Source organism: Streptomyces xiamenensis (assembly GCF_000993785.3).
GTDB lineage: Bacteria > Actinomycetota > Actinomycetes > Streptomycetales > Streptomycetaceae > Streptomyces > Streptomyces xiamenensis.
This window is the reverse complement of the sequence record NZ_CP009922.3, coordinates 3,252,589-3,270,716: the sequence shown is the minus strand read 5'-3', so window position 1 is coordinate 3,270,716 and position 18,128 is coordinate 3,252,589. Positions and strand designations below refer to the sequence as shown.

The window sequence follows — 18,128 nt, the reverse complement described above, 5'->3', positions numbered from 1 at the left end:
GTCCGGCCCGGCCGGGCTCAGACGCCCGAGTACGAGTGCAGACTGTTCACGAACATGTTCACACCGTAGTAGTTGATCAGGTAGCAGACGAAGCCGGCGATGCCCAGGTAGGCGGCCTTGCGCCCCTTCCAGCCGGCCGTGGCGCGCGCGTGCAGGTACGCGGCGTAGGCGACCCAGGTGATGAACGCCCAGACCTCCTTGGGGTCCCAGCCCCAGTAGCGGCCCCAGGCGTTCTCGGCCCAGATGGCGCCCGCCACGATCGTGAAGGTCCACACCGGGAAGACGGCGGCCGTGATCCGGTAGGCGAACTTGTCCAGCGAGACGGAGGCCGGGAGCCGCTCCATCACCGAGGTCGCCAGGCGGCCGGGGGTGCCGCCGGAGGCGATCTTGTTCTCGTAGGAGTCGCGGAACAGGAACAGCACGGTGGAGACCACCGCCAGGTACATCAGTGCCCCGCAGGTGATGGCCAGCGCGACGTGGATCCACAGCCACACCGAGTCCAGCGCGGGTACCAGCTGGGTGCTCTCGGTGTAGAGCACCGCCACGGCCAGGCCCAGGTCCAGCAGCACGGTGGTGACCAGCGGCAGGCCCAGCCAGCCGACGTTCTTCTTCGCCAGCAGGAACAGCAGGTACGCGGCGACCGCCGTCATGGAGAAGGCGGTGGAGAACTCGTACATGTTGGCCCACGGGGCCCGCTCCACGGCGATGGCCCGCACCAGGACCGCCGAGAAGTGCATGAGGAAGGCCAGCACCGTCAGCGAGAGGGCGATCCGGCCGTACAGGTCGCCCTTCTCGTCCCCGCCGGAGGGGCCGGGGCCGTCCGGGACGGCGTCGCGCCGCGGGCTCGCGGAACGGGTGACGACCGCCGGCCGCTCCAGGACGTCGGTGGCGCCGCCCTTGCCGCGTACGGTCACGCTGATCGTGGACCGCTGCGCCGGTACGGCCGCCGCCTCGCTGTCCGCGGTCAGGGCCGCCGCCGTTCTGGCGACCTTGGAGCGGCTGCCGAAGAGCCACTCGGCGATGTGGGCGAGGAAGGCGAGGGAGTAGACCGCCATCGCCGAATAGATCAGGTAGTTACTGAGGTCGGCGAGCTCCTCGCTCATGGCGAGATTCATGCGCGCGCTCCTTGGTCGTCAGAGGACTCGGAAGACTCGGGAGACTTGGCGGTCGTGGCGGACCCGGAGGACTCGGAGGACTCGGGGGAGTCGGCGGAATCCGCGGCGTCGGAGGACTCGGAAGTCTCGGAGGTCTCGGGGATCAGGGGGGCGTCCGGTTGCAGGGCGGCGGCGAGGTCGGCCAGCTCGTGCGGGATCCTCGCCGACTCGGTGCGGCCGAGCGACGCCAGCTCGACCACGGTACGGCCCGCGCCGTCGGTGGTGGCCCGCACCCACACCCGGCGGCGCTGGAGCATCAGCGACCCGGCCAGGCCCACCACGGCGGCCAGCGAGCCGGCGAGCGCCCAGCCGTTGCCGGCCTTGGTGGTGATCTGGAAGGTGGCCCAGCGCTGGTAGCTCTCGTAGGTGAGGGTGCCCTTGCCCTCCGGCAGGTCGATCGACTCACCGGGCAGCAGGTCGAAGCGGAACGGCTCGCCGTCCTCGGACGTGAACTGCTCCAGCTTGCGGGTGTTGAGCTGGTAGACGTTCTGCGGGATGCCGGAGTCCAGGCCCAGGTCGCCGTGGTAGGCGGTGAGGGTGAGCACCGGCAGGTCGGGGTCGGGGAAGGTGGAGTGCGGGCCGCGCTCCGCGTCGATGGCGTAGCTGGGGTTGAAGAAGCCCTGGAAGCCCAGCTGCTCGGGGTCGCCGTTCTCGTCGAGGTAGTCGGTCACCTTGACCACGCCGGTGGAGGTGAGCCCGGTGTCCTGCGGGAGGAACGGCACCGGCCCGGAGAAGGCGGTGCGGCCCTGTCCGTCGGTGACGGTGATGACCGGGGCGAAGCCGTGGCCCAGCAGATAGACCTTGGAGTCACCGATGTGGACGGGGTTGTTGGGCTGGACGGTGGCGTCGGTCTCGGTGCCGTCCGGCAGCCAGTAGGTGATGTCGGCCCGGAACTCGGTGGGGGTGCCCAGGTCGGGGCCCTCGCGGGAGAACTCGGCCGTGAACTCGTTCAGCGTGAAACCGAACTGGTCCAGGTCGTGGTCCACGTCGAACATCGACCCGGAGGAGAAGTCGTCGTACTGGGGCAGCGTGTTGGAGAACCCGTCGCCCTGGATGACCAGCTTGCCGCCCTCGGAGTAGAACAGCTGGCCGGTGCCGAAGGCGACCAGCAGCACGATCAGCGAGATGTGGAAGAGCAGGTTGCCGGCCTCGCGCAGATAGCCCTTCTCGGCGGCGACCGAGCCCCCGTCCGGGGCGGGGGCGGTACGGAACCAGCGGCGCTTCAGCAGCCGCTGCGCCGAGTCCAGCACCGTGGCCGGCTCGGCGTCGGTGCGCCAGGTGGTGTACGCGGGCATCCGGTCCAGGCGGCGCGGGGCGCGCGGCGGACGGCCGCGCAGCTGGCCCACGAACTGCCAGGTGCGCGGGACGATACAGCCGATGAGCGAGATGAACAGCAGGATGTAGATCGCCGAGAACCACACCGAGGAGTACACCTCGAACAGCTGGAGCCGCTCGTAGAGCGAGCCCAGTGTCGGATTGTCGGCCTTGAACTGCTCGACGAGGAGCGCGTTCACGTCGCTCTGCGGGATGAGGGAGCCGGGGATGGCGCCGAGCGCGAGCAGGAACAGCAGGATCAGCGCGACCCGCATCGAGGTGAGCTGGCGCCACATCCAGCGCGTCCAGCCCACCGCCTCGCGTCCCAGCCACCGGGCCGTGCCGGCGGCGCCCGTGCCGCGTACGCCGCCGAACGAGCCGGGCACGGCGGTGCCCTCGCCGGGACGCTCCGCGGCCGTGCCCTCCTCGTCCTGGGCGGGGGCGGTGGACAGGCCGGCGGTGGCCGCGGCCTCGTCCGTACCGTCCCGGCCGTCCGTACGGGTGCGGTCGTCGCGGTCGTCGTTCAGGTTGTCGCTGGCCATGGTGTTCAGATCCAAACGTCGAACTCGGACGACCACACCTGAAGGTCGTACACCAGACGGTCCCAGGTGCCGGTGAACAGCAGCACGCCCGTCACGATCATCATCAGCCCGCCCAGGCGCATGACCCACACGTAGTGGCGCTTGAACCAGGCGAAGGCGCCCAGCGCCCGGCGGAAGAACAGCGCGGCCAGGATGAACGGCGCGCCCAGGCCCAGGCAGTAGAAGACGGTGAGCAGCGCGCCGCGCCCGGCGGTGGCCTCGTTGAAGGCCAGGAACTGCACGGAGGCGAGGGTGGGGCCGATGCACGGGGTCCAGCCGATGCCGAACACCACGCCCAGCAGGGGCGCGCCGGCCAGGCCGACCCCGGGCTTGACCGGCAGCTTGAACTGCCGCCCGGACAGCCGGGGCAGCAGGCCCATGAACAGCAGACCCATGATCACCATGAGCACGCCGGCGATCTTGTTGAGGAGTTCGCGGTGCTCCAGCAGGGTGCGGCCGAACTCGCCGAACAGCGCGCCGGTGGAGACGAAGACCGCGGTGAAGCCGAGGACGAACAGCAAGGTGCCCACGAACATCCGGCCGCGCCGCGCGTCCTTGAGGTCGGCGCCGCTCGCCCCGGTGACGTAGGAGAGATAGCCGGGGACCAGCGGCAGGACGCAGGGCGAGAAGAACGAGACGAGGCCGCCGAACAGGGCGAGGGGTATGGCCAGCAGCAGGGCGCCGGTCAGTATCGTCTCGTTGGAGTCGGTGACGGCGGCGAGGGTGACGGAGTGCATGTCCGGGTCACTTCTCGGTGGTGTCGTCGGCCCCGGTGTCCTCGCCGGTCCCGGCGGTGCCCGCGGCGTCGGCGGTCTCCGCCAGCACCGGCTCGATGGCCGCCCGCAGTTCCTCCTCGGTCAGCGGCTTCAGCGCGCGGGCCGCGATGTTGCCCTCCGGGTCGATGACCAGGGTGGAGGGGATCGCCTGCGGGTTGAGGCTGCCCTTGGGGAACTGGAGCAGCAGCTTGCCCTGCGGGTCGTAGAGGCTGGGGTACGGCACGCCGAACCGCTCGTCGAAGGAGCGGGCGTTCGCCGCACTGTGATCACGGGTGTTGATGCCGACGAACTGCACCCCGTCATCGGCGAGGTCCTCGGCGACCGCCACCAGGTTCGGCGCCTCGGCGCGGCAGGGGGCGCACCACGATCCCCAGACGTTGACCACCACGATCTGGCCCCGGTAGTCGGCCAGGTCGAGCCGCTCGCCCTCGGTGGTCTCCCCGCTGAGGTCGGGCAGCGGCTGCCGGTCACCGGCCGCGACATGGGTGATCTGGCCGGTGCCCTGCACAATGTTGCTGTCGCCACCGGAGGGCCCGGCCGAGGCGCCGGAGCAGGCGGTGAGGGCTGCGGTCAGGGCCACTGCGGCGGCGCTGAACCCGAGGTGTCGACGGCGCAGGGATGTGCGGCTCTCGATCATGTGAAAAGTTTCCCATGCGCCCCGAGGCGATCTTCCGCGCCCCCCTTGTCCCGAATCCAGCCCCGTTGAGCTGGGAGAACACCCCTGCTCCGGCGGGCGTCGGCTACGCGCCGAAGCCCTTGCTCGCGCCCTTCTTCGGCTTGCCGCCCGCCCGCAGATGCGGCGGGACCAGCTCCAGCGCGGGCTCCGAGTACCGCACCGAGACGATGTGGTCGCCCTCGTAGGTGAAGCTGGTCAGCGAGGCGAGCGTGCACTGCCGGTTGCGCGGGTCGTGCCACAGCCTGCGGTGCTCGACGAAGCTGCGGACGATCCAGATCGGCAGCTGGTGGCTGACGCACACCGCCTCGTGGCCGCGCGCCGCGTCGCGGGCCGCGTCCAGGGCGCTCTTCATCCGCACCACCTGCTCGACGTACGGCTCGCCCCAGGACGGCCGGAACGGGTTGCGCAGGTGTTTCCAGTTGCCCGGGTGGCGCAGTGAGCCGTCCCCGACGCCGAAGCTCTTGCCCTGGAAGACGTTGGCGGCCTCGATCAGCCGTCCGTCGGTGGCCACCGGCAGTCCGTGCGCCTTGGCGACCGGCTCGGCGGTCTCCTGCGCGCGCTCCAGCGGGGAGGCCACCACGTGGGTGATGTCGTGCCCGGTCAGGGACTCGGCCACCACCTCGGCCATCCGCTCCCCCAGTTCGGACAGGTGGTAGCCGGGCAGGCGCCCGTACAGCAGCCCGTCGGGGTTGTGGACCTCACCGTGGCGCATCAGGTGGACGGTGGTGCGCACTCTGTCGCCGCTGTCGCTCTTCTCGCTGTTCTCGCTGCTCACTAGGTAACGCTCCAGATCGGTTTATGCGGTGGCGGTGGCCTCGGCGGCGGCGCGGGCGGCGCCCGGCAGGGCGTCGGCGATGCGTTCCAGGGCGCGCTCGTCGTGGGCCGTGGACAGGAACCACGCCTCGAAGGCCGACGGCGGCAGGTAGACCCCCTGGTCCAGCATGGCGTGGAAGAAGGCCGTGAACCGGAAGGTCTGCTGAGCGCGTGCCGCCGCGTAGTCGGGGACGGACGCCTCGGTGAAGAAGACGGAGAACATGCTTCCCGCGCACTGGATGGTGTGCGGGACGCCCTCCTTGGCGAGCGCGGCGGTCACCAGCGCCCGTACCTTGGCCGCGGCGTCGTCGACGACGGCGTACGCGGCGTCGTCCAGCAGCCGCAGCTGGGCGAGCCCGGCGGCGGTGGCCACCGGGTTCCCGGACAGGGTGCCCGCCTGGTAGACGGGACCGGCCGGGGCCAGGCGCTCCATGACGTCCGCGCGCCCGCCGAAGGCCGCGGCCGGGAAGCCGCCACCCATCACCTTGCCGAACGTCATCAGGTCGGGGGTCACCCCGTCCAGGCCGTACCACCCCTGGCGGCTGACCCGGAAGCCGGTCATCACCTCGTCCGAGATGTACAGCGCGCCGTGCTCGGCGCACAGGTCCTTCAGGCCCTGGTTGAAGCCGGGCAGCGGCGGCACGACGCCCATGTTGCCGGGGGCGGCCTCGGTGATGACGCAGGCGATCTCGCCGGGGTGACGCGCGAAGGCGGCGCGCACCGCCTCCAGGTCGTTGTACGGCAGCACCACCGTCTCGCCGGCGGCGGCGCCGGTGACGCCGGGGGTGTCGGGCAGCGCGAAGGTCGCGACGCCGGAGCCGGCCTGGGCCAGCAGCGCGTCGACGTGGCCGTGGTAGCAGCCGGCGAACTTGATGATCTTCTCGCGGCCGGTGAAGCCCCTGGCCAGCCGGATCGCGGACATGGTGGCCTCCGTACCCGAGGAGACCAGACGTACGCGCTCCACCGGGGGAATCCTGGCGACGATCTCCTCGGCCAGGGCCACCTCGCCCTCGGTGGGGGTGCCGAAGGAGGTGCCCTTGGCCACGGCCGCCTGGACCGCGTCGATGACGGCCGGGTGCGCGTGGCCGAGGATCATCGGCCCCCAGGAGCACACCAGATCGACGTACTCCCGCCCGTCCGCGTCGGTCACGTACGGACCGGACCCGGATGCCATGAACCGGGGCACTCCGCCCACCGCGCCGAAGGCGCGCACCGGAGAGTTCACGCCGCCGGGGGTCACACTGGCTGCGCGGGAGAAGAGTGTCTGCGAAACTGGGGTGGCCTCAGAGGTGTGCGTCACGCGTTCCATGGTGGCAGAGCCTCCAGACAGCTGTGCGTTCGGGCGTTTCGCGAGCGCCTGTCGGGGGAGGTCCTCTGAGACGATGATCGGGTTGCGCGGCGGGGACCGCGCCGAGGCGGGGCGGTGGCATGCAGCGCGGAGGCGGACTGGGCGAAGGGGACCTCGGTCCCGAGCCTGCCCCGCGCCCGCGCTCACGCCGTGGCCGGCACCGCCGCAAGGGTGAGGGCGGCGCCCCCGGAGGCACCGGTGTCCCGGCGCCCGGCGCGGGCGGCGGTGAGAGCGAGATCCGGCTCGGCAACGGCAGGCTGTCCGTGACCTACAAATACTTCGGTGCCCCCGACGGCGCCACCGCGGCCCGCGTGCCGCTGTCGATGCGCCCCGAGGAACTGGGCGGCGACGAGCTGGGCCAGGGCATGTTCACCCGCATCAAGCCCGAGACGATGGCCGCCATGGTGCTCACCGGCATCGAGGGCATACCCCTGCACCGGGTCCCGCCGCTGGAACTGGTGGTGCTGCACCCGGACTACGCCGTGGTCAAGCTCCCCACCACCGCCGTGGACCCGCTGCGCGCGATCGGCGACGAGACGGTGGGCGCGGCGGCCTTCATCTGGTCCACGGTCCCCGACCGGCGCGGCCCCAGCGACGCCTTCGGCGTCTACCGGCTGCTGAACGAGTGGCAGGACTTCTCCCGCCGCCTCCACGAGGCCGGCCACCAGCCGTACTGCCTGGTCTGGCCCTGAGCACCTGATCCGGTCCGCCCGGGCGGACCTCGCCGGTCACAGCGGCGGGACGGCACGGCCCGGCCCGGCGTCCGCGGACCGCTCGCCCGCGGGTGCGGTCACCGGGTGGTGAGCGGACCGCCCGCGGCGCGCCAGTCGACGAGACCCCGGCTCATGTTGACCGCCTCGAAGCCGTTTTCGACCAGCAGGTTCGCGGCGCCGGCGGACCGGATGCCACCGGTGCAGAACGTGATCAGCAGCCGGTCCTCGGGGAGTTCCAGGCAGCGTTCCGGCAGGACTTCGAGCGGCAGGTGCACGGCGTCCGGGATGTGGGTCCGGTTCCACTCGAAAGCACGGCGTACGTCCACGACGAGGGCGCCGTCCGCGACGAGGCGGATCGCCTCGGCCGCGCTCACGGCCGGTGGGCGGCGGAAGTAGTGGCGCAGGCTCACGCGGTCACGCTCCCGGCGGCGCCTCCGTGCAGGACCTCGAAGGGGACGACGGCATCGAGCGGTTCGAAGCCGTCGGACAGGACGATCTGAACGTGCATGGCGCTTCCTCGGAATCGCGGAACGGAGCCGGAGCACCTACGACGCTAGGCGGGCGGCACCGTACCGCACAGCGCCGTGACTGCCAGGTTCCGACGGATAGCCGCCATCCGGGACCGCTTCAACGCACCACCGGCGTCGGCCCGCACGCCTACCCGCCGCGCCTTCGGCCGACCCCATGGCCACCAGAAATAAGACAAACTACCTTATTGCGGCAACCGGACGAGCGCCCGGCCGGGGCGTGCGGTAGACATGACCCCCTGACCACGTCAGCGCGACACACCGACCCGGAGGCAGCCATGCGCAGTGCGGCAGCAGTGGTACGCACCACCCTCGCCGCCGTGGCACTGTGCGCGCTCGCCGCCGGGTGCGGCGGCGACTCCGGCACCCAGAGCGGCACCGGCGGCTCCGGCCCCAGCGGCAGCGCCTCGGGGCCCGGCAAGCCCGGACGGTACTCGGCGCTCCCCGAACCCTGCGGCTCCGTCAGCGAGAGCACCCTGCAACGGCTGCTGCCCGACGCGGCTCCCGAGGTGTACCGGGGCACGCCCACCGAGACGTACGACTCCGGCCGCCGCAGCGGCTGCACCTGGCAGGGCACGGACCCGGAGAGCGGCAACACCCTGCGGCTCACCGTCGACTTCGAACGGGTCATCTCCTACGACCCGCAGGTCAGCGACGACGACCAGGCGGAACTCGACTTCGCCGCCCGCGCCACCGAGGCCGGCCTCCCCTCCCCCGACGCTCCCGAGGACCCGGACGCACCCGGGTCGCCCGACGCCCCGCAGGACGGCGACGACACCGGCGATGACACCGGTGACGGCGACGCGGGCGGCGAAGCGGACAGCGACGACACCGAGAGCGGTACCGACGCCGGTGCCGCCACCGGCACCGACAGCGACGGCAACCCCGTCCCGCGCGACATCGGCATCGGCCACGACGCCTACCTCGACGACCGGCTCAGCACCACCACCACCGGAGCACACCGCGACGTGACCGTGGCGTTCCGCAGCGCGAACGTCATCGCCACCGTCCACTACACCGAGATCACCACCCGCACCGGCGCACCACCCGAGAGCGGACCACTCCAGGACGGCGCCCAGCGGGTGGGCCGGCACCTGGCGGGCGGGTTCGACGATTAGCACCCCCGGCGGGCCGAGGGCGTACCGTGCTGTGCGGCGCACCGTCCCGAGCGCCCCCTGAATTAACGGAAGCGAAGAGATCATGCACCCCACCGCGACTCCCCGAGGCGCCCTGCGCGCGCTGGCCTGGGCCGCCGTTCCGGCCCTGCTGATCGCCGGCTGCTCCTCGACCCCCTCCGGCGACGACGCCAAGGACGACTCCGCGGCGGGCGAGGAGCAGAGCGCTCCGGAGCCCGAGCCCGTACGGTTCACGGATCTGCCCAACCCCTGCGCCACGATCAGCGAGGACACCGCCGGTGACCTGGTGCCCAAGGCCGACCCCGCGGGCGGCTCGGCACTGACCTCGAACGACACCTCGCTCTCCGGCACCTGCCTGTGGAGCGGGCTCAAGGAGTACCAGTACCGCTCGCTGACCGTCTCGCTGCGCCGCTTCGAGTCGGACCTGTCGCTGGGCAGCGGCGACGACCGGGCGCAGGGCTTCATCGCGCAGCAGATCGAGGAGATCACCGGCGACGGCGCCAACAGCGATGTCGACCAGGAGGAGCTGGCCGGCACCGGCGACTCGGCGGTCACTCTCGCGTACAACGCCGAGAAGGACATCGACGACGACAAGCAGGACTTCCGCCAGCAGCGGGTCGTCGTGCGCACCGGCAACGTCGTGATCACGGTCGACTACGCGGGCACCGGCCTGGAGGGCGACGACCTGCCGGGCGCCAAGGGCATCAAGGAGCGCGCCGAGACGGCGGCGGCGGAGGCCGTGGAGCGGCTCGGCGCGACGGCCGCGGACGAGGGCCAGGACGCGGACGGCGCGGAGGATGGCGCGGACACGGACAAGAAGGACGACGAGTAACCGAGCCACGGCAGCCGGATCCGCGGTGTGCGAGTCTTGCCCCGCGAGGGAACACCAGTTTCATTACGGGGAGGCCCACGGGTGGCCGCGATCAAACTCACACGCGCACACCGCGTCCTGGTCGGCATCATCCTGGCCGGGGCGGTCGTCATCGCCGCCATCGGCTTTGTCGGCTCATACACGGCGGTCCGTGACCTGGCCGAGAAGAAAGGATTCGGCGCCTTCTCGCCGTTCTTTCCCATCGGCATCGACGCGGGCATCGTCGTCCTGCTCGCCCTGGACCTGCTGCTGACCTGGCTGCGCATCCCGTTCCCCCTGCTGCGCCAGACCGCCTGGCTGCTCACCGCCGCCACCATCGCCTTCAACGGCGCCGCCGCGTGGGGCGACCCGCTGGGCGTCGGCATGCACGCGATCATCCCCGTGCTCTTCGTCATCACCGTGGAGGCGGCCCGGCACGCCATCGGGCGGGTCGCCGACATCACGGCCGACAAGCACATGGAGGGCGTCCGCATGTGGCGCTGGCTGCTCTCCCCCATCCCCACCTTCCGGCTGTGGCGCCGCATGAAGCTGTGGGAACTGCGGTCCTACGACGAGGTCATCACCATGGAACGGGACCGCCTCGTCTACCAGACCCGGCTGCGCGCCGAGTACGGCCGCGCCTGGCGCCGCCGCGCACCGGTCGAGGAACTCATGCCGCTGAAGCTGGCCCGCTTCGGCGTCCCGCTCTCGGAGACGGCCCTCGCCGGCACCGCCCGGCGCACCGAGACCGACGAAGAGGCCACGCGCGCCGTGCAGCCGCCCCGCATCCCGCTGCCCGAACTGCCGGTGCTCCAGCCCCGGCCGGAGCGCGAGGAGTGGTACGACCCCCGGACGCGGGCCCCGCAGGACGAACCGGCGCCGTCCGAGGCGCGGGCACACGGGGAACCCGCCCCCGTACCGGAGGACGCCGGACAGGCCGCGCCCGAGTACGCCCCCGAACCGAACCCGGACCCAGACCCGTACCCCGACGCCACCGTCCCGGTCGCCCCGGGCCGCCGCCGCACCCTCGGCCAGGCACCGGCCCCCGGGCTGCTGCCGGCCCAGCGCAGCGGCGCCGGCGGCGAGGAGCCCCCGCAGGAGCCCGTCGAACTGCCGGACGACCTGGCCCAGGACGAGCTGTACTACCAGGCGTTCCACCAGTACGTCGTCGAGCACGACGCCTTCCCCACCGCCCGCCAGCTCTCCCTCATGCTGAACGACCGCTACAACGTCACCGACCCGCACGGCAATCTGCTGACCGAACAGCACGTGCGCGACTTCATGCGCAACCACGGCTTCAAGGAGCGCTACAACGCCGACATGGGCACCAGCGTCTGAGCCGGCCGCGTCAGGGCGGCGCAGGCGCGCGGCGGTGACCGCCGGGCCGCCCGCCGGGCGGCCCGGCGGGGCCTAACCGCCCAGCAGTACGCGCACCCGGTCCGCCCCCACCGCCAGCAGCAGCGTGGGCAGCCGCGGCCCGGTCTCCTTGCCGATCAGCAGCCGGTACAGCAGCGCGAAGAAACTGCGCTGCGCCACCTTCAGTTCGGGCGTCGGCTTCGCCTGCGGGTCGAGCCCGGCCTGGATCTTCGGCACCCCGTAGACGAGCGTCGTCAGTCCGTCCAGCGACCAGTGGTCGGCCAGGCCCTCCCGCAGCAGCCGCAGCGACTCGCGCTGCGTCTCGTCCAGCGAGCCGAGCAGTTCGGTGTCGGGCTCGGCGCGCACCTGGGTACGGGCCTCGGCGGGCATCTGGGTGGCCACCCACCGCGCCGCCCGGTCAAGACGCGGCCGGGTCTGTGCCAGGTCGGTGACCGGATGCTCCGGGTCGAGCTCGCTCAGGATGCGCAGGGTCTGCTCGTCGTCGCCGGTGGTGATGTCCACCACGGAGGCCAGCATCCGGTACGGCAGCCGGCGCGGGGTGGTGGGCAGTTCGCCCGCCGCGGTGCCGATCGCCCGCCGGTACGCGGCGACATCCGCCGGCTGGGCCGTGCCGTCCGCGACCTTCTTGGCCAGCGCGTCCCACTCGTCGTAGGTGCGCTGGATCTCGCCGTCGAAGGCGATCTTGAACGACTGGTTGGGCTTGCGCCGCGCGTACAGCCAGCGCAGCAGCGGCGCTTCCATGATCTCCAGCGCGTCGGCCGCGATCGGCACCCCGCCCTTGGAGCTGGACATCTTCGCCATGCCGCTGATGCCGACGAACGCGTACATCGGGCCGATGGGCTGCTTGCCGCCGAAGATCTCGGAGACCAGCTGGCCGCCGACCACCCACGAGGAGCCGGGCGAGTGGTGGTCCACGCCGGAGGGCTCGAAGACGACGCCCTCGTACGCCCAGCGCATCGGCCAGTCGACCTTCCACACCAGCTTGCCGTGGTCGAACTCGCTGAGCTTCACCGTGTCGCCGTGCCCGCACGCCTCGCAGCGGTAGGTCAGCTCGGTGGTCTCCTCGTCGTAGGCGGTGACCGTGGTCATGTCCCGCTCGCAGACGGTGCAGTACGGCTTGTACGGGTAGTAGTCGCCGCTGCCCGCGCTGCCGTCGTCCTCGGCGGCGGCGCCCGAACCCTCGGCGGCGGCCAGCTCGGCCTCGTCGACGGCCTTCTGCGAGGGCTTGCCGCCCCCGGCCTTCGCCGCCTTCGCCTTGGTGCGGTACCGCTCCAGCACGGCGTCGATCCGCCGCCGCTCGCGCATCGCGAACAGGATCTGCTCGCGGTAGACGCCCGAGGTGTACTGCTCGGTCTGGCTGATCGCGCGGACCTCGATGCCCATCTCGGCCAGGGCGGTGAGCATCGGGGCCTTGAAGTGCTCGGCCCAGCTGCCGTACGGGCTGCCGGCCGGCGCCGGTACGGAGGTCAGCGGCTTGCCGATGTGCTCGGACCAGGACGCGTCGACCCCGTCGACCCCGGCCGGGACCTTGCGGAACCGGTCGTAGTCGTCCCAGGAGAGCAGGTGGACGCACTCGACGCCGCGCCGCTTGATCTCGTCCGCGACCAGGTGGGGCACCATGACCTCACGCAGGTTGCCCAGGTGGATCGGTCCGGACGGGCTGAGCCCCGAGGCGCAGACAACGGGTTTGCCGGGCGCGCGCTGCTCCGCCTCGGCGATGACCTCGTCCGCGAGCCGGGAGACCCAGTCGGTCTCCGGGGTGGTCCGATCCACTGCTGTGCACTTCCTTCTGCCGCGCTTGCGCTGAAACCGGGTGGCGGTCCGCGTGGGATACTGACGAAGATTCTCAGAATCCGCGTTGACTCCGCGAATCCATTGTCTCCTACGGAATGGCTCGCCCTCCCATGTCCTCGGTTCCCGCCCTTGCCACCGTCGTCGATCAGCGCCTCGCCGAGGCTCTCGGGGCCGCCCGGCCCGAGGCCGCCGGTGCGGACCCGCTGCTGCGACGAAGTGACCGGGCGGACTTCCAGGCGAACGGGATGCTGGCGCTGGCCAAGCGGCTGAAGTCCAACCCGAGAGAGCTGGCCACCGAGGTGGTGGCGGCGATCACCACCGGCGGGGACGGGCCGATCAAGGATGTCGAGGTGTCGGGTCCCGGCTTCCTCAACATCACGGTCACCGACGAGGCCATCACCGCCAACCTCGCCGCGCGTGCCGCCGACGACCGGCTCGGGGTCCCGTACGCCACGGACCCCGGCACGACCGTCATCGACTACTCGCAGCCGAACGTCGCCAAGGAGATGCACGTCGGCCACCTGCGCTCCACGGTGATCGGGGACGCGCTGGTGCGGCTGCTGGAGCACCGGGGCGAGAAGGTCGTCCGGCGCAACCACATCGGCGACTGGGGCACCCAGTTCGGGATGCTGATCCAGTACCTGATCGAGCACCCCGACGAGCTGGACCACCCGGGCGGCACGGAGGCCGGCGAGGCGGCGATCTCGCGGCTGAACCACCTCTACCGGGCCTCGCGCGCCGTCTTCGACTCGGACGCCGAGTTCAAGGAGCGCGCCCGGCGCCGGGTGTCGGCGCTCCAGACCGGCGACGCGCAGACGCTGGCGCTGTGGCAGCGGATCGTCGACGAGTCGAAGCTGTACTTCAACGCCGTGTACGACCGGCTGGACGTGCTGCTGACCGACGAGGACGCGGTGGGCGAGTCCGCCTACAACAGCGATCTGCCCACGCTGGCGCGCGAGCTGGAGGAGTCCGGGGTGGCCGTCCGCTCGGACGGCGCGCTGTGCGTGTTCTTCGACGACGTCAAGGGCCCCGACGACCGGCCGGTCCCGCTGATCGTGCAGAAGGCGGACGGCGGCTTCGGGTACGCGGCCACCGACCTCGCCGCGATCCGCGACCGGGTGGGGGTACTGGGCGCCGAGACCCTGCTCTACATCGTGGACGCGCGGCAGGCGCTGCACTTCAAGATGGTCTTCGAGACGGCCCGCCGGGCCGGCTGGCTGCCGGACGGGGTGGCGCACCACCTGCCGTTCGGCTCCGTGCTGGGCAAGGACGGCAAGCCGTTCAAGACCCGGGCGGGCGAGACGGTACGCCTGATGGACCTGCTGGACGAGGCGGTGGAGCGGGCCGGTTCGGTCGTCCGCGAGAAGGCGCCTGAGCTGCCCGAGGCGGAGATCGCCGAACGCGCCACCCAGGTGGGCATCGGCGCCGTGAAGTACGCGGACCTGTCGACCTCCCGTTCGCGGGACTACATCTTCGACCTGGACCGGATGGTCTCGCTCAACGGCGACACCAGCGTGTACCTCCAGTACGCGTACGCCCGGATCCAGTCGATCCTGCGGCGCGGGCGTGAGCAGGGCATCACGCGTGCGGTGGCGCACCCCGAACTGCCGCTGGCCCCGGCCGAGCGGGCGCTGGGGCTGCACCTGGACGAGTTCGGGCAGACCCTGGACGAGGTGGCGCGGCACTACGAGCCGCACCGGCTGACGGGGTATCTGTACGCGCTGGCCTCGCACTACGCGACGTTCTACGAGAACTGCCCGGTGCTGAAGGCGGAGTCGCCCGCCATGGTGGAGAACCGGCTGCTGCTGTGCGAGCTGACGGCGCGCACGCTGCGCCAGGGCATGTCGCTGCTGGGCATCGAGACGCCCGAACGCCTGTAGGACGGAGCGTCGGCACCCCCGGTGGGGGCGGAGGAAGCTGCCAGAATTCTGGCGTTTCCCCGCCCCCTTTGTGGTTTGAGTTGCCGAATACCCCTTCGACATCACGCCTGTTGTGTCGTTACGTGACCGTCGCATGACATATACGTGACAAACACCGACGCCCCCTTGCCGGTCTCCTCTGCCGGGGCGAATGATTTCGGCGGAGCGATCGCGGGTGTCATGCCCACGATCGCCATGCATCGGTTCACCCCCACCGCAGCACCTCTATGAGGAGGACCCCTCAGATGGCAGCGATGCGCAAGACCGTTCTGGCCACCGCCGCAGTCGTGGCACTCGGCATCGGCGTTGCACTTCCCGCCTCGGCCAACACGGGCGCAGCCGACCAGCCCCTGGGCTTCATCGCCAACGCGGACGCCCCGGGCACGATAGAGGACAGCTACATCGTCATACTTGAGGACACCACGTTCTCCGCGGCCTCCGTCGCCGCCGAGAACCTGGCCGACAAGTTCGACGCGGAGATCGTCACCACCTACGAGCACGCCCTCAACGGCTACGAGATCGAGGCCAGTGAGGCCGACGCGCTCGCCCTGGCCGCGCACCCGGCGGTCAAGGAAGTGGTGCAGAACCAGCGGGTGTCTCTCGACGCCACCCAGGTCAACCCCCCGTCGTGGGGCCTGGACCGCATCGACCAGCCGAGCCTCCCGCTGAACCAGACGTACAACTACCCCGACTCCGCCGGTGACGGCGTGACCATCTACGTCGTCGACACCGGAATCCGCCACAGCCACTCGGACTTCGGCGGCCGGGCCAGCTTCGGCTACGACTACTGGAACCAGGGCGGCGCGGACGGCAACGGCCACGGCACCCACGTCGCCTCCACCGCCGCCGGCACCGCCTACGGCGTGGCCAAGCAGGCCGACCTGGTCTCCGTCCGCGTCCTGGACAACAGCGGCGGCGGCACCACCGCCTCCGTCATCGGCGGCGTGGACTGGGTGACCGCCAACGCCTCCGGCCCCTCCGTCGCCAACCTCAGCCTGGGCGGCGGCGCCAACACGGCGCTGGACGCGGCCGTCCGCAACTCCATCGCCTCCGGCGTGACCTACGCCGTCGCCGCGGGCAACAGCAACGCGAACGCCGCCAACTACTCGCCGGCCCGGGTCGCCGAGGCCATCACGGTGGGCGCCACCCAGAGCAACGACGCCCGCGCGAGCTACTCCAACTGGGGTGCGACCGTGGACATCTTCGCCCCGGGCACCAGCATCACCGCCGCGTGGCGCACCAGTGACACCGCCACCAACACCATCTCCGGCACCTCGATGGCCAGCCCGCACGTGGCCGGTGTCGCCGCCCTCTACCTCGCCGGCAGCCCCAGCGCCAGCCCCGCCCAGGTCTGGTCCGCCCTGGACTCGGCCTCCGTCACCGGCCAGGTCGGCAGCCCCGGCACCGGTTCGCCGAACAAGCTCCTCCAGGTCCCGTAACCCCCAGGGCCCGACAGCACGTCACCGCCCCGCCCGCCGCACCCGCGGCGGGCGGGGCACCGCCGTCTCCGGGCCCGGATACGGCCGTACGATGCGGCGCGAGGGGGCGGCGCCGGGTTGAGCGCGGGCGCGACCCACTGGCCGGTCTACGACGCCCGGCTTTCACCCTCGAACGCCGCCAGCGAGGCGATGAAGTGCTCGGCCGCGGCGTCGACCTCGGCGCCCGGGGTCAGCAGCCGCTGCAGCAGGAGCCCTCGCAGGCACGCGGTCACGATGATGCTCTGCCGCCTGGCGTCGGTCGCCGTGGCGCCGTCGCGAAGAGCCGCCGCTTCGAGCAGGTGCGCCAGGCCATCGATGTCGACGACGAGCTCCTGGAACGCGTCGCGTTCATAGACGGCGAGCCCGACCAGGTGGAAGAAGGCATGCGTGCGATCTTCGTGCGCGGGGTCCGAGTAGAAGTCCCAGATCGCTCTGCACAGGGCCTCGAAGCCGAGTTCGGTGCCGGTCGCGGCGATGACGAGATTGTCGCGGCGGCGCGCCTCCGCCAGCACGGCACGCAGCAGCCCCGGCCGCGACCCGAAGTGGTACGTCAGCAGCGTGTGGTGCACGCCGAGCCGCTCCGCCACTTGGCGCATCGACAGGTTCGGGCTGGGGCCGTTCTCGCCGAACTCCTCGAACAGCGCCTCCAGGAGACGCTTCTTCCCTTCCCCCACCGGCGATCTCACATGGCCTCCGTTGACAGTTTCACCACTGTTGAGTACGTTACCGCAAGATCAATTCACCACTGTTGAGTACTGCCCTGCGCGTGACCCACGGCCGCAGGAGGGGAGAAACCCGATGAGCGAGATATGGCACGGCTGCCTGCCGGACACCGAGTACCTGGAGATCACCGCCCGCTCGGGGCACCGCTACGGCGTCTGGGTGACCACACCCCCCGGTTACGCGGACTCCACGGATCCGCTGCCGCTGATCTACGTGCTGGACGGCAACTGGACGGTCGGCCTCACCGCGCCCCTCATCGTCAGCCAGGCCGACCCGTACCTGACGATCGCCCCCTACATCCAGGTCACCATCGGCTACACCGGCGAGGAGGCCGCGGCCTGGGCACAGATCCGCAACCGCGACCTCGTGCCGCCGGGCGAACCCCTCGGTGACGACATGCTGGCCACCCTCACGGCCGCCCGCGAGTCGGGGTCGATGACCCAGGAGCAGGTCGACGCCTACCTCGCCGAGCTGAAAGAAGCCCGCGCCGATGTCTTCCTCGACTTCCTGACCGGCGAACTCCACCCCCACCTGCGGTCGAAGCTGCGGGTCAGCGAGTCCGGGCACGGCCTCTTCGGCTACTCCTACGGAGGTCTCTTCGCCCTCTACAGCTGGCTGCGCGAGACCGGACTCTTCGCGAGCGTCGGTGCGGGCAGCCCCGGCGTGGCCAGCAAGGACAGCCAGATCTTCACCCTCCTCGACGCCCTCCCGGAACCGGACGGGGACGCCGCCGCCCCACGGCTGCACATCACGCTGAACGAAGCCGAAGTGCTGGGCGACATCCCGTTCTACCGCGGCATGGCCCGCCACGTCCTCACGACGGTGGAACAACTGCACACCCGGGGGCGGTCGGAGCAGGTGTCACACGCCCTGCTGCGGGAGACACACGTCACCGGGCTCCAGGCGTCCTTCCTCAGCTACCTGAAGACCTGCCACCTGCGCTGACCGG

General features: G+C 71.3%; 16 protein-coding genes. 7 read left to right on the top strand and 9 right to left on the bottom strand.

Annotated elements, in window-relative coordinates:
* Positions 1-17: 17 nt before the first annotated feature.
* From ccsB to hemL, 6 genes are all read right to left on the bottom strand, one after another.
* Complete coding sequence (gene ccsB / locus SXIM_RS14965) at positions 18-1,115, bottom strand: c-type cytochrome biogenesis protein CcsB (RefSeq protein WP_046724351.1); 1,098 nt, start codon at positions 1,113-1,115, stop codon at positions 18-20.
* Positions 1,112-3,010 carry a cytochrome c biogenesis protein ResB gene (resB, locus tag SXIM_RS14960; protein WP_046725676.1) on the bottom strand — a complete coding sequence of 633 codons (1,899 nt, stop codon included), beginning with the start codon at positions 3,008-3,010 and terminating at the stop codon, positions 1,112-1,114. Before resB ends, ccsB begins: the two co-directional genes overlap by 4 nt.
* A gap of 5 nt (positions 3,011-3,015) precedes the next feature.
* Positions 3,016-3,786, bottom strand: coding sequence for a cytochrome c biogenesis CcdA family protein (locus SXIM_RS14955; protein ID WP_046724349.1), 771 nt, complete (start codon positions 3,784-3,786; stop codon positions 3,016-3,018).
* Positions 3,787-3,793: 7 nt separating this feature from the next.
* Positions 3,794-4,462: a TlpA family protein disulfide reductase gene (locus SXIM_RS14950; RefSeq protein ID WP_046724347.1), complete on the bottom strand. Its 669-nt coding sequence runs from the start codon at positions 4,460-4,462 to the stop codon at positions 3,794-3,796.
* Between the two features lie 103 nt (positions 4,463-4,565).
* On the bottom strand, positions 4,566-5,213 hold the full coding sequence (locus SXIM_RS14945; RefSeq protein ID WP_046725675.1) for a histidine phosphatase family protein: 648 nt from the start codon (positions 5,211-5,213) through the stop codon (positions 4,566-4,568).
* An 84-nt stretch (positions 5,214-5,297) separates the two neighbouring features.
* Positions 5,298-6,614: a glutamate-1-semialdehyde 2,1-aminomutase gene (gene hemL / locus SXIM_RS14940; RefSeq protein WP_425473465.1), complete on the bottom strand. Its 1,317-nt coding sequence runs from the start codon at positions 6,612-6,614 to the stop codon at positions 5,298-5,300.
* 128 nt (positions 6,615-6,742) lie between these two features.
* On the opposite strand from hemL, the gene SXIM_RS14935 reads away from it, so the two are divergent.
* Positions 6,743-7,354, top strand: a complete 612-nt coding sequence (locus SXIM_RS14935; protein ID WP_078846927.1) for a hypothetical protein — start codon at positions 6,743-6,745, stop codon at positions 7,352-7,354.
* A gap of 98 nt (positions 7,355-7,452) precedes the next feature.
* Here SXIM_RS14935 and SXIM_RS14930 read toward each other — a convergent pair whose 3' ends face one another.
* Positions 7,453-7,785, bottom strand: a complete 333-nt coding sequence (locus SXIM_RS14930; RefSeq protein ID WP_030729968.1) for a rhodanese-like domain-containing protein — start codon at positions 7,783-7,785, stop codon at positions 7,453-7,455.
* A 395-nt stretch (positions 7,786-8,180) separates the two neighbouring features.
* On the opposite strand from SXIM_RS14930, the gene SXIM_RS14920 reads away from it, so the two are divergent.
* The 3 genes from SXIM_RS14920 (at position 8,181) to SXIM_RS14910 (ending at position 11,226) form a co-directional block, all read left to right on the top strand.
* Positions 8,181-9,020, top strand: coding sequence for a hypothetical protein (locus SXIM_RS14920; RefSeq protein ID WP_030729971.1), 840 nt, complete (start codon positions 8,181-8,183; stop codon positions 9,018-9,020).
* Positions 9,021-9,102: 82 nt separating this feature from the next.
* Entirely contained in the window at positions 9,103-9,870 is a 768-nt protein-coding gene (locus SXIM_RS14915; RefSeq protein ID WP_030729973.1) for a hypothetical protein, read from the top strand.
* Between the two features lie 81 nt (positions 9,871-9,951).
* Positions 9,952-11,226, top strand: a complete 1,275-nt coding sequence (locus tag SXIM_RS14910; RefSeq protein WP_046724343.1) for a DUF2637 domain-containing protein — start codon at positions 9,952-9,954, stop codon at positions 11,224-11,226.
* 72 nt (positions 11,227-11,298) lie between these two features.
* On the opposite strand, the gene lysS is transcribed toward SXIM_RS14910, so the two are convergent.
* Positions 11,299-13,038, bottom strand: coding sequence for a lysine--tRNA ligase (gene lysS / locus SXIM_RS14905; protein ID WP_030729979.1), 1,740 nt, complete (start codon positions 13,036-13,038; stop codon positions 11,299-11,301).
* A 131-nt stretch (positions 13,039-13,169) separates the two neighbouring features.
* On the opposite strand from lysS, the gene argS reads away from it, so the two are divergent.
* Both argS and SXIM_RS14895 read left to right on the top strand, forming a co-directional pair.
* Positions 13,170-14,939 (top strand): arginine--tRNA ligase, encoded by a 1,770-nt coding sequence (gene argS / locus SXIM_RS14900; RefSeq protein WP_046724341.1) that lies wholly within the window; start codon positions 13,170-13,172, stop codon positions 14,937-14,939.
* Positions 14,940-15,223: 284 nt separating this feature from the next.
* On the top strand, positions 15,224-16,417 hold the full coding sequence (locus tag SXIM_RS14895; protein WP_046724339.1) for a S8 family serine peptidase: 1,194 nt from the start codon (positions 15,224-15,226) through the stop codon (positions 16,415-16,417).
* A 146-nt stretch (positions 16,418-16,563) separates the two neighbouring features.
* On the opposite strand, the gene SXIM_RS14890 is transcribed toward SXIM_RS14895, so the two are convergent.
* Positions 16,564-17,142: a TetR/AcrR family transcriptional regulator gene (locus SXIM_RS14890; protein ID WP_046724337.1), complete on the bottom strand. Its 579-nt coding sequence runs from the start codon at positions 17,140-17,142 to the stop codon at positions 16,564-16,566.
* A gap of 112 nt (positions 17,143-17,254) precedes the next feature.
* On the opposite strand from SXIM_RS14890, the gene SXIM_RS14885 reads away from it, so the two are divergent.
* The gene (locus SXIM_RS14885; RefSeq protein ID WP_046724336.1) at positions 17,255-18,124 is read left to right on the top strand and encodes an alpha/beta hydrolase; all 870 of its coding nucleotides are present in this window, start codon (positions 17,255-17,257) and stop codon (positions 18,122-18,124) included.
* The last annotated feature ends 4 nt before the right edge of the window (positions 18,125-18,128 follow it).

Bases quoted from the DNA above. Each gene is read 5' to 3' on its own strand.
- ccsB (WP_046724351.1), bottom strand. From the start codon at position 1,115: ATGAATCTCGCCATGAGCGAGGAGCTCGCCGACCTCAGTAACTACCTG.
- resB (WP_046725676.1), bottom strand. From the start codon at position 3,010: ATGGCCAGCGACAACCTGAACGACGACCGCGACGACCGCACCCGTACG.
- SXIM_RS14955 (WP_046724349.1), bottom strand. From the start codon at position 3,786: ATGCACTCCGTCACCCTCGCCGCCGTCACCGACTCCAACGAGACGATA.
- SXIM_RS14950 (WP_046724347.1), bottom strand. From the start codon at position 4,462: ATGATCGAGAGCCGCACATCCCTGCGCCGTCGACACCTCGGGTTCAGC.
- SXIM_RS14945 (WP_046725675.1), bottom strand. From the start codon at position 5,213: ATGCGCCACGGTGAGGTCCACAACCCCGACGGGCTGCTGTACGGGCGC.
- SXIM_RS14935 (WP_078846927.1), top strand. From the start codon at position 6,743: ATGCAGCGCGGAGGCGGACTGGGCGAAGGGGACCTCGGTCCCGAGCCT.
- SXIM_RS14920 (WP_030729971.1), top strand. From the start codon at position 8,181: ATGCGCAGTGCGGCAGCAGTGGTACGCACCACCCTCGCCGCCGTGGCA.
- SXIM_RS14915 (WP_030729973.1), top strand. From the start codon at position 9,103: ATGCACCCCACCGCGACTCCCCGAGGCGCCCTGCGCGCGCTGGCCTGG.
- argS (WP_046724341.1), top strand. From the start codon at position 13,170: ATGTCCTCGGTTCCCGCCCTTGCCACCGTCGTCGATCAGCGCCTCGCC.
- SXIM_RS14895 (WP_046724339.1), top strand. From the start codon at position 15,224: ATGGCAGCGATGCGCAAGACCGTTCTGGCCACCGCCGCAGTCGTGGCA.
- SXIM_RS14885 (WP_046724336.1), top strand. From the start codon at position 17,255: ATGAGCGAGATATGGCACGGCTGCCTGCCGGACACCGAGTACCTGGAG.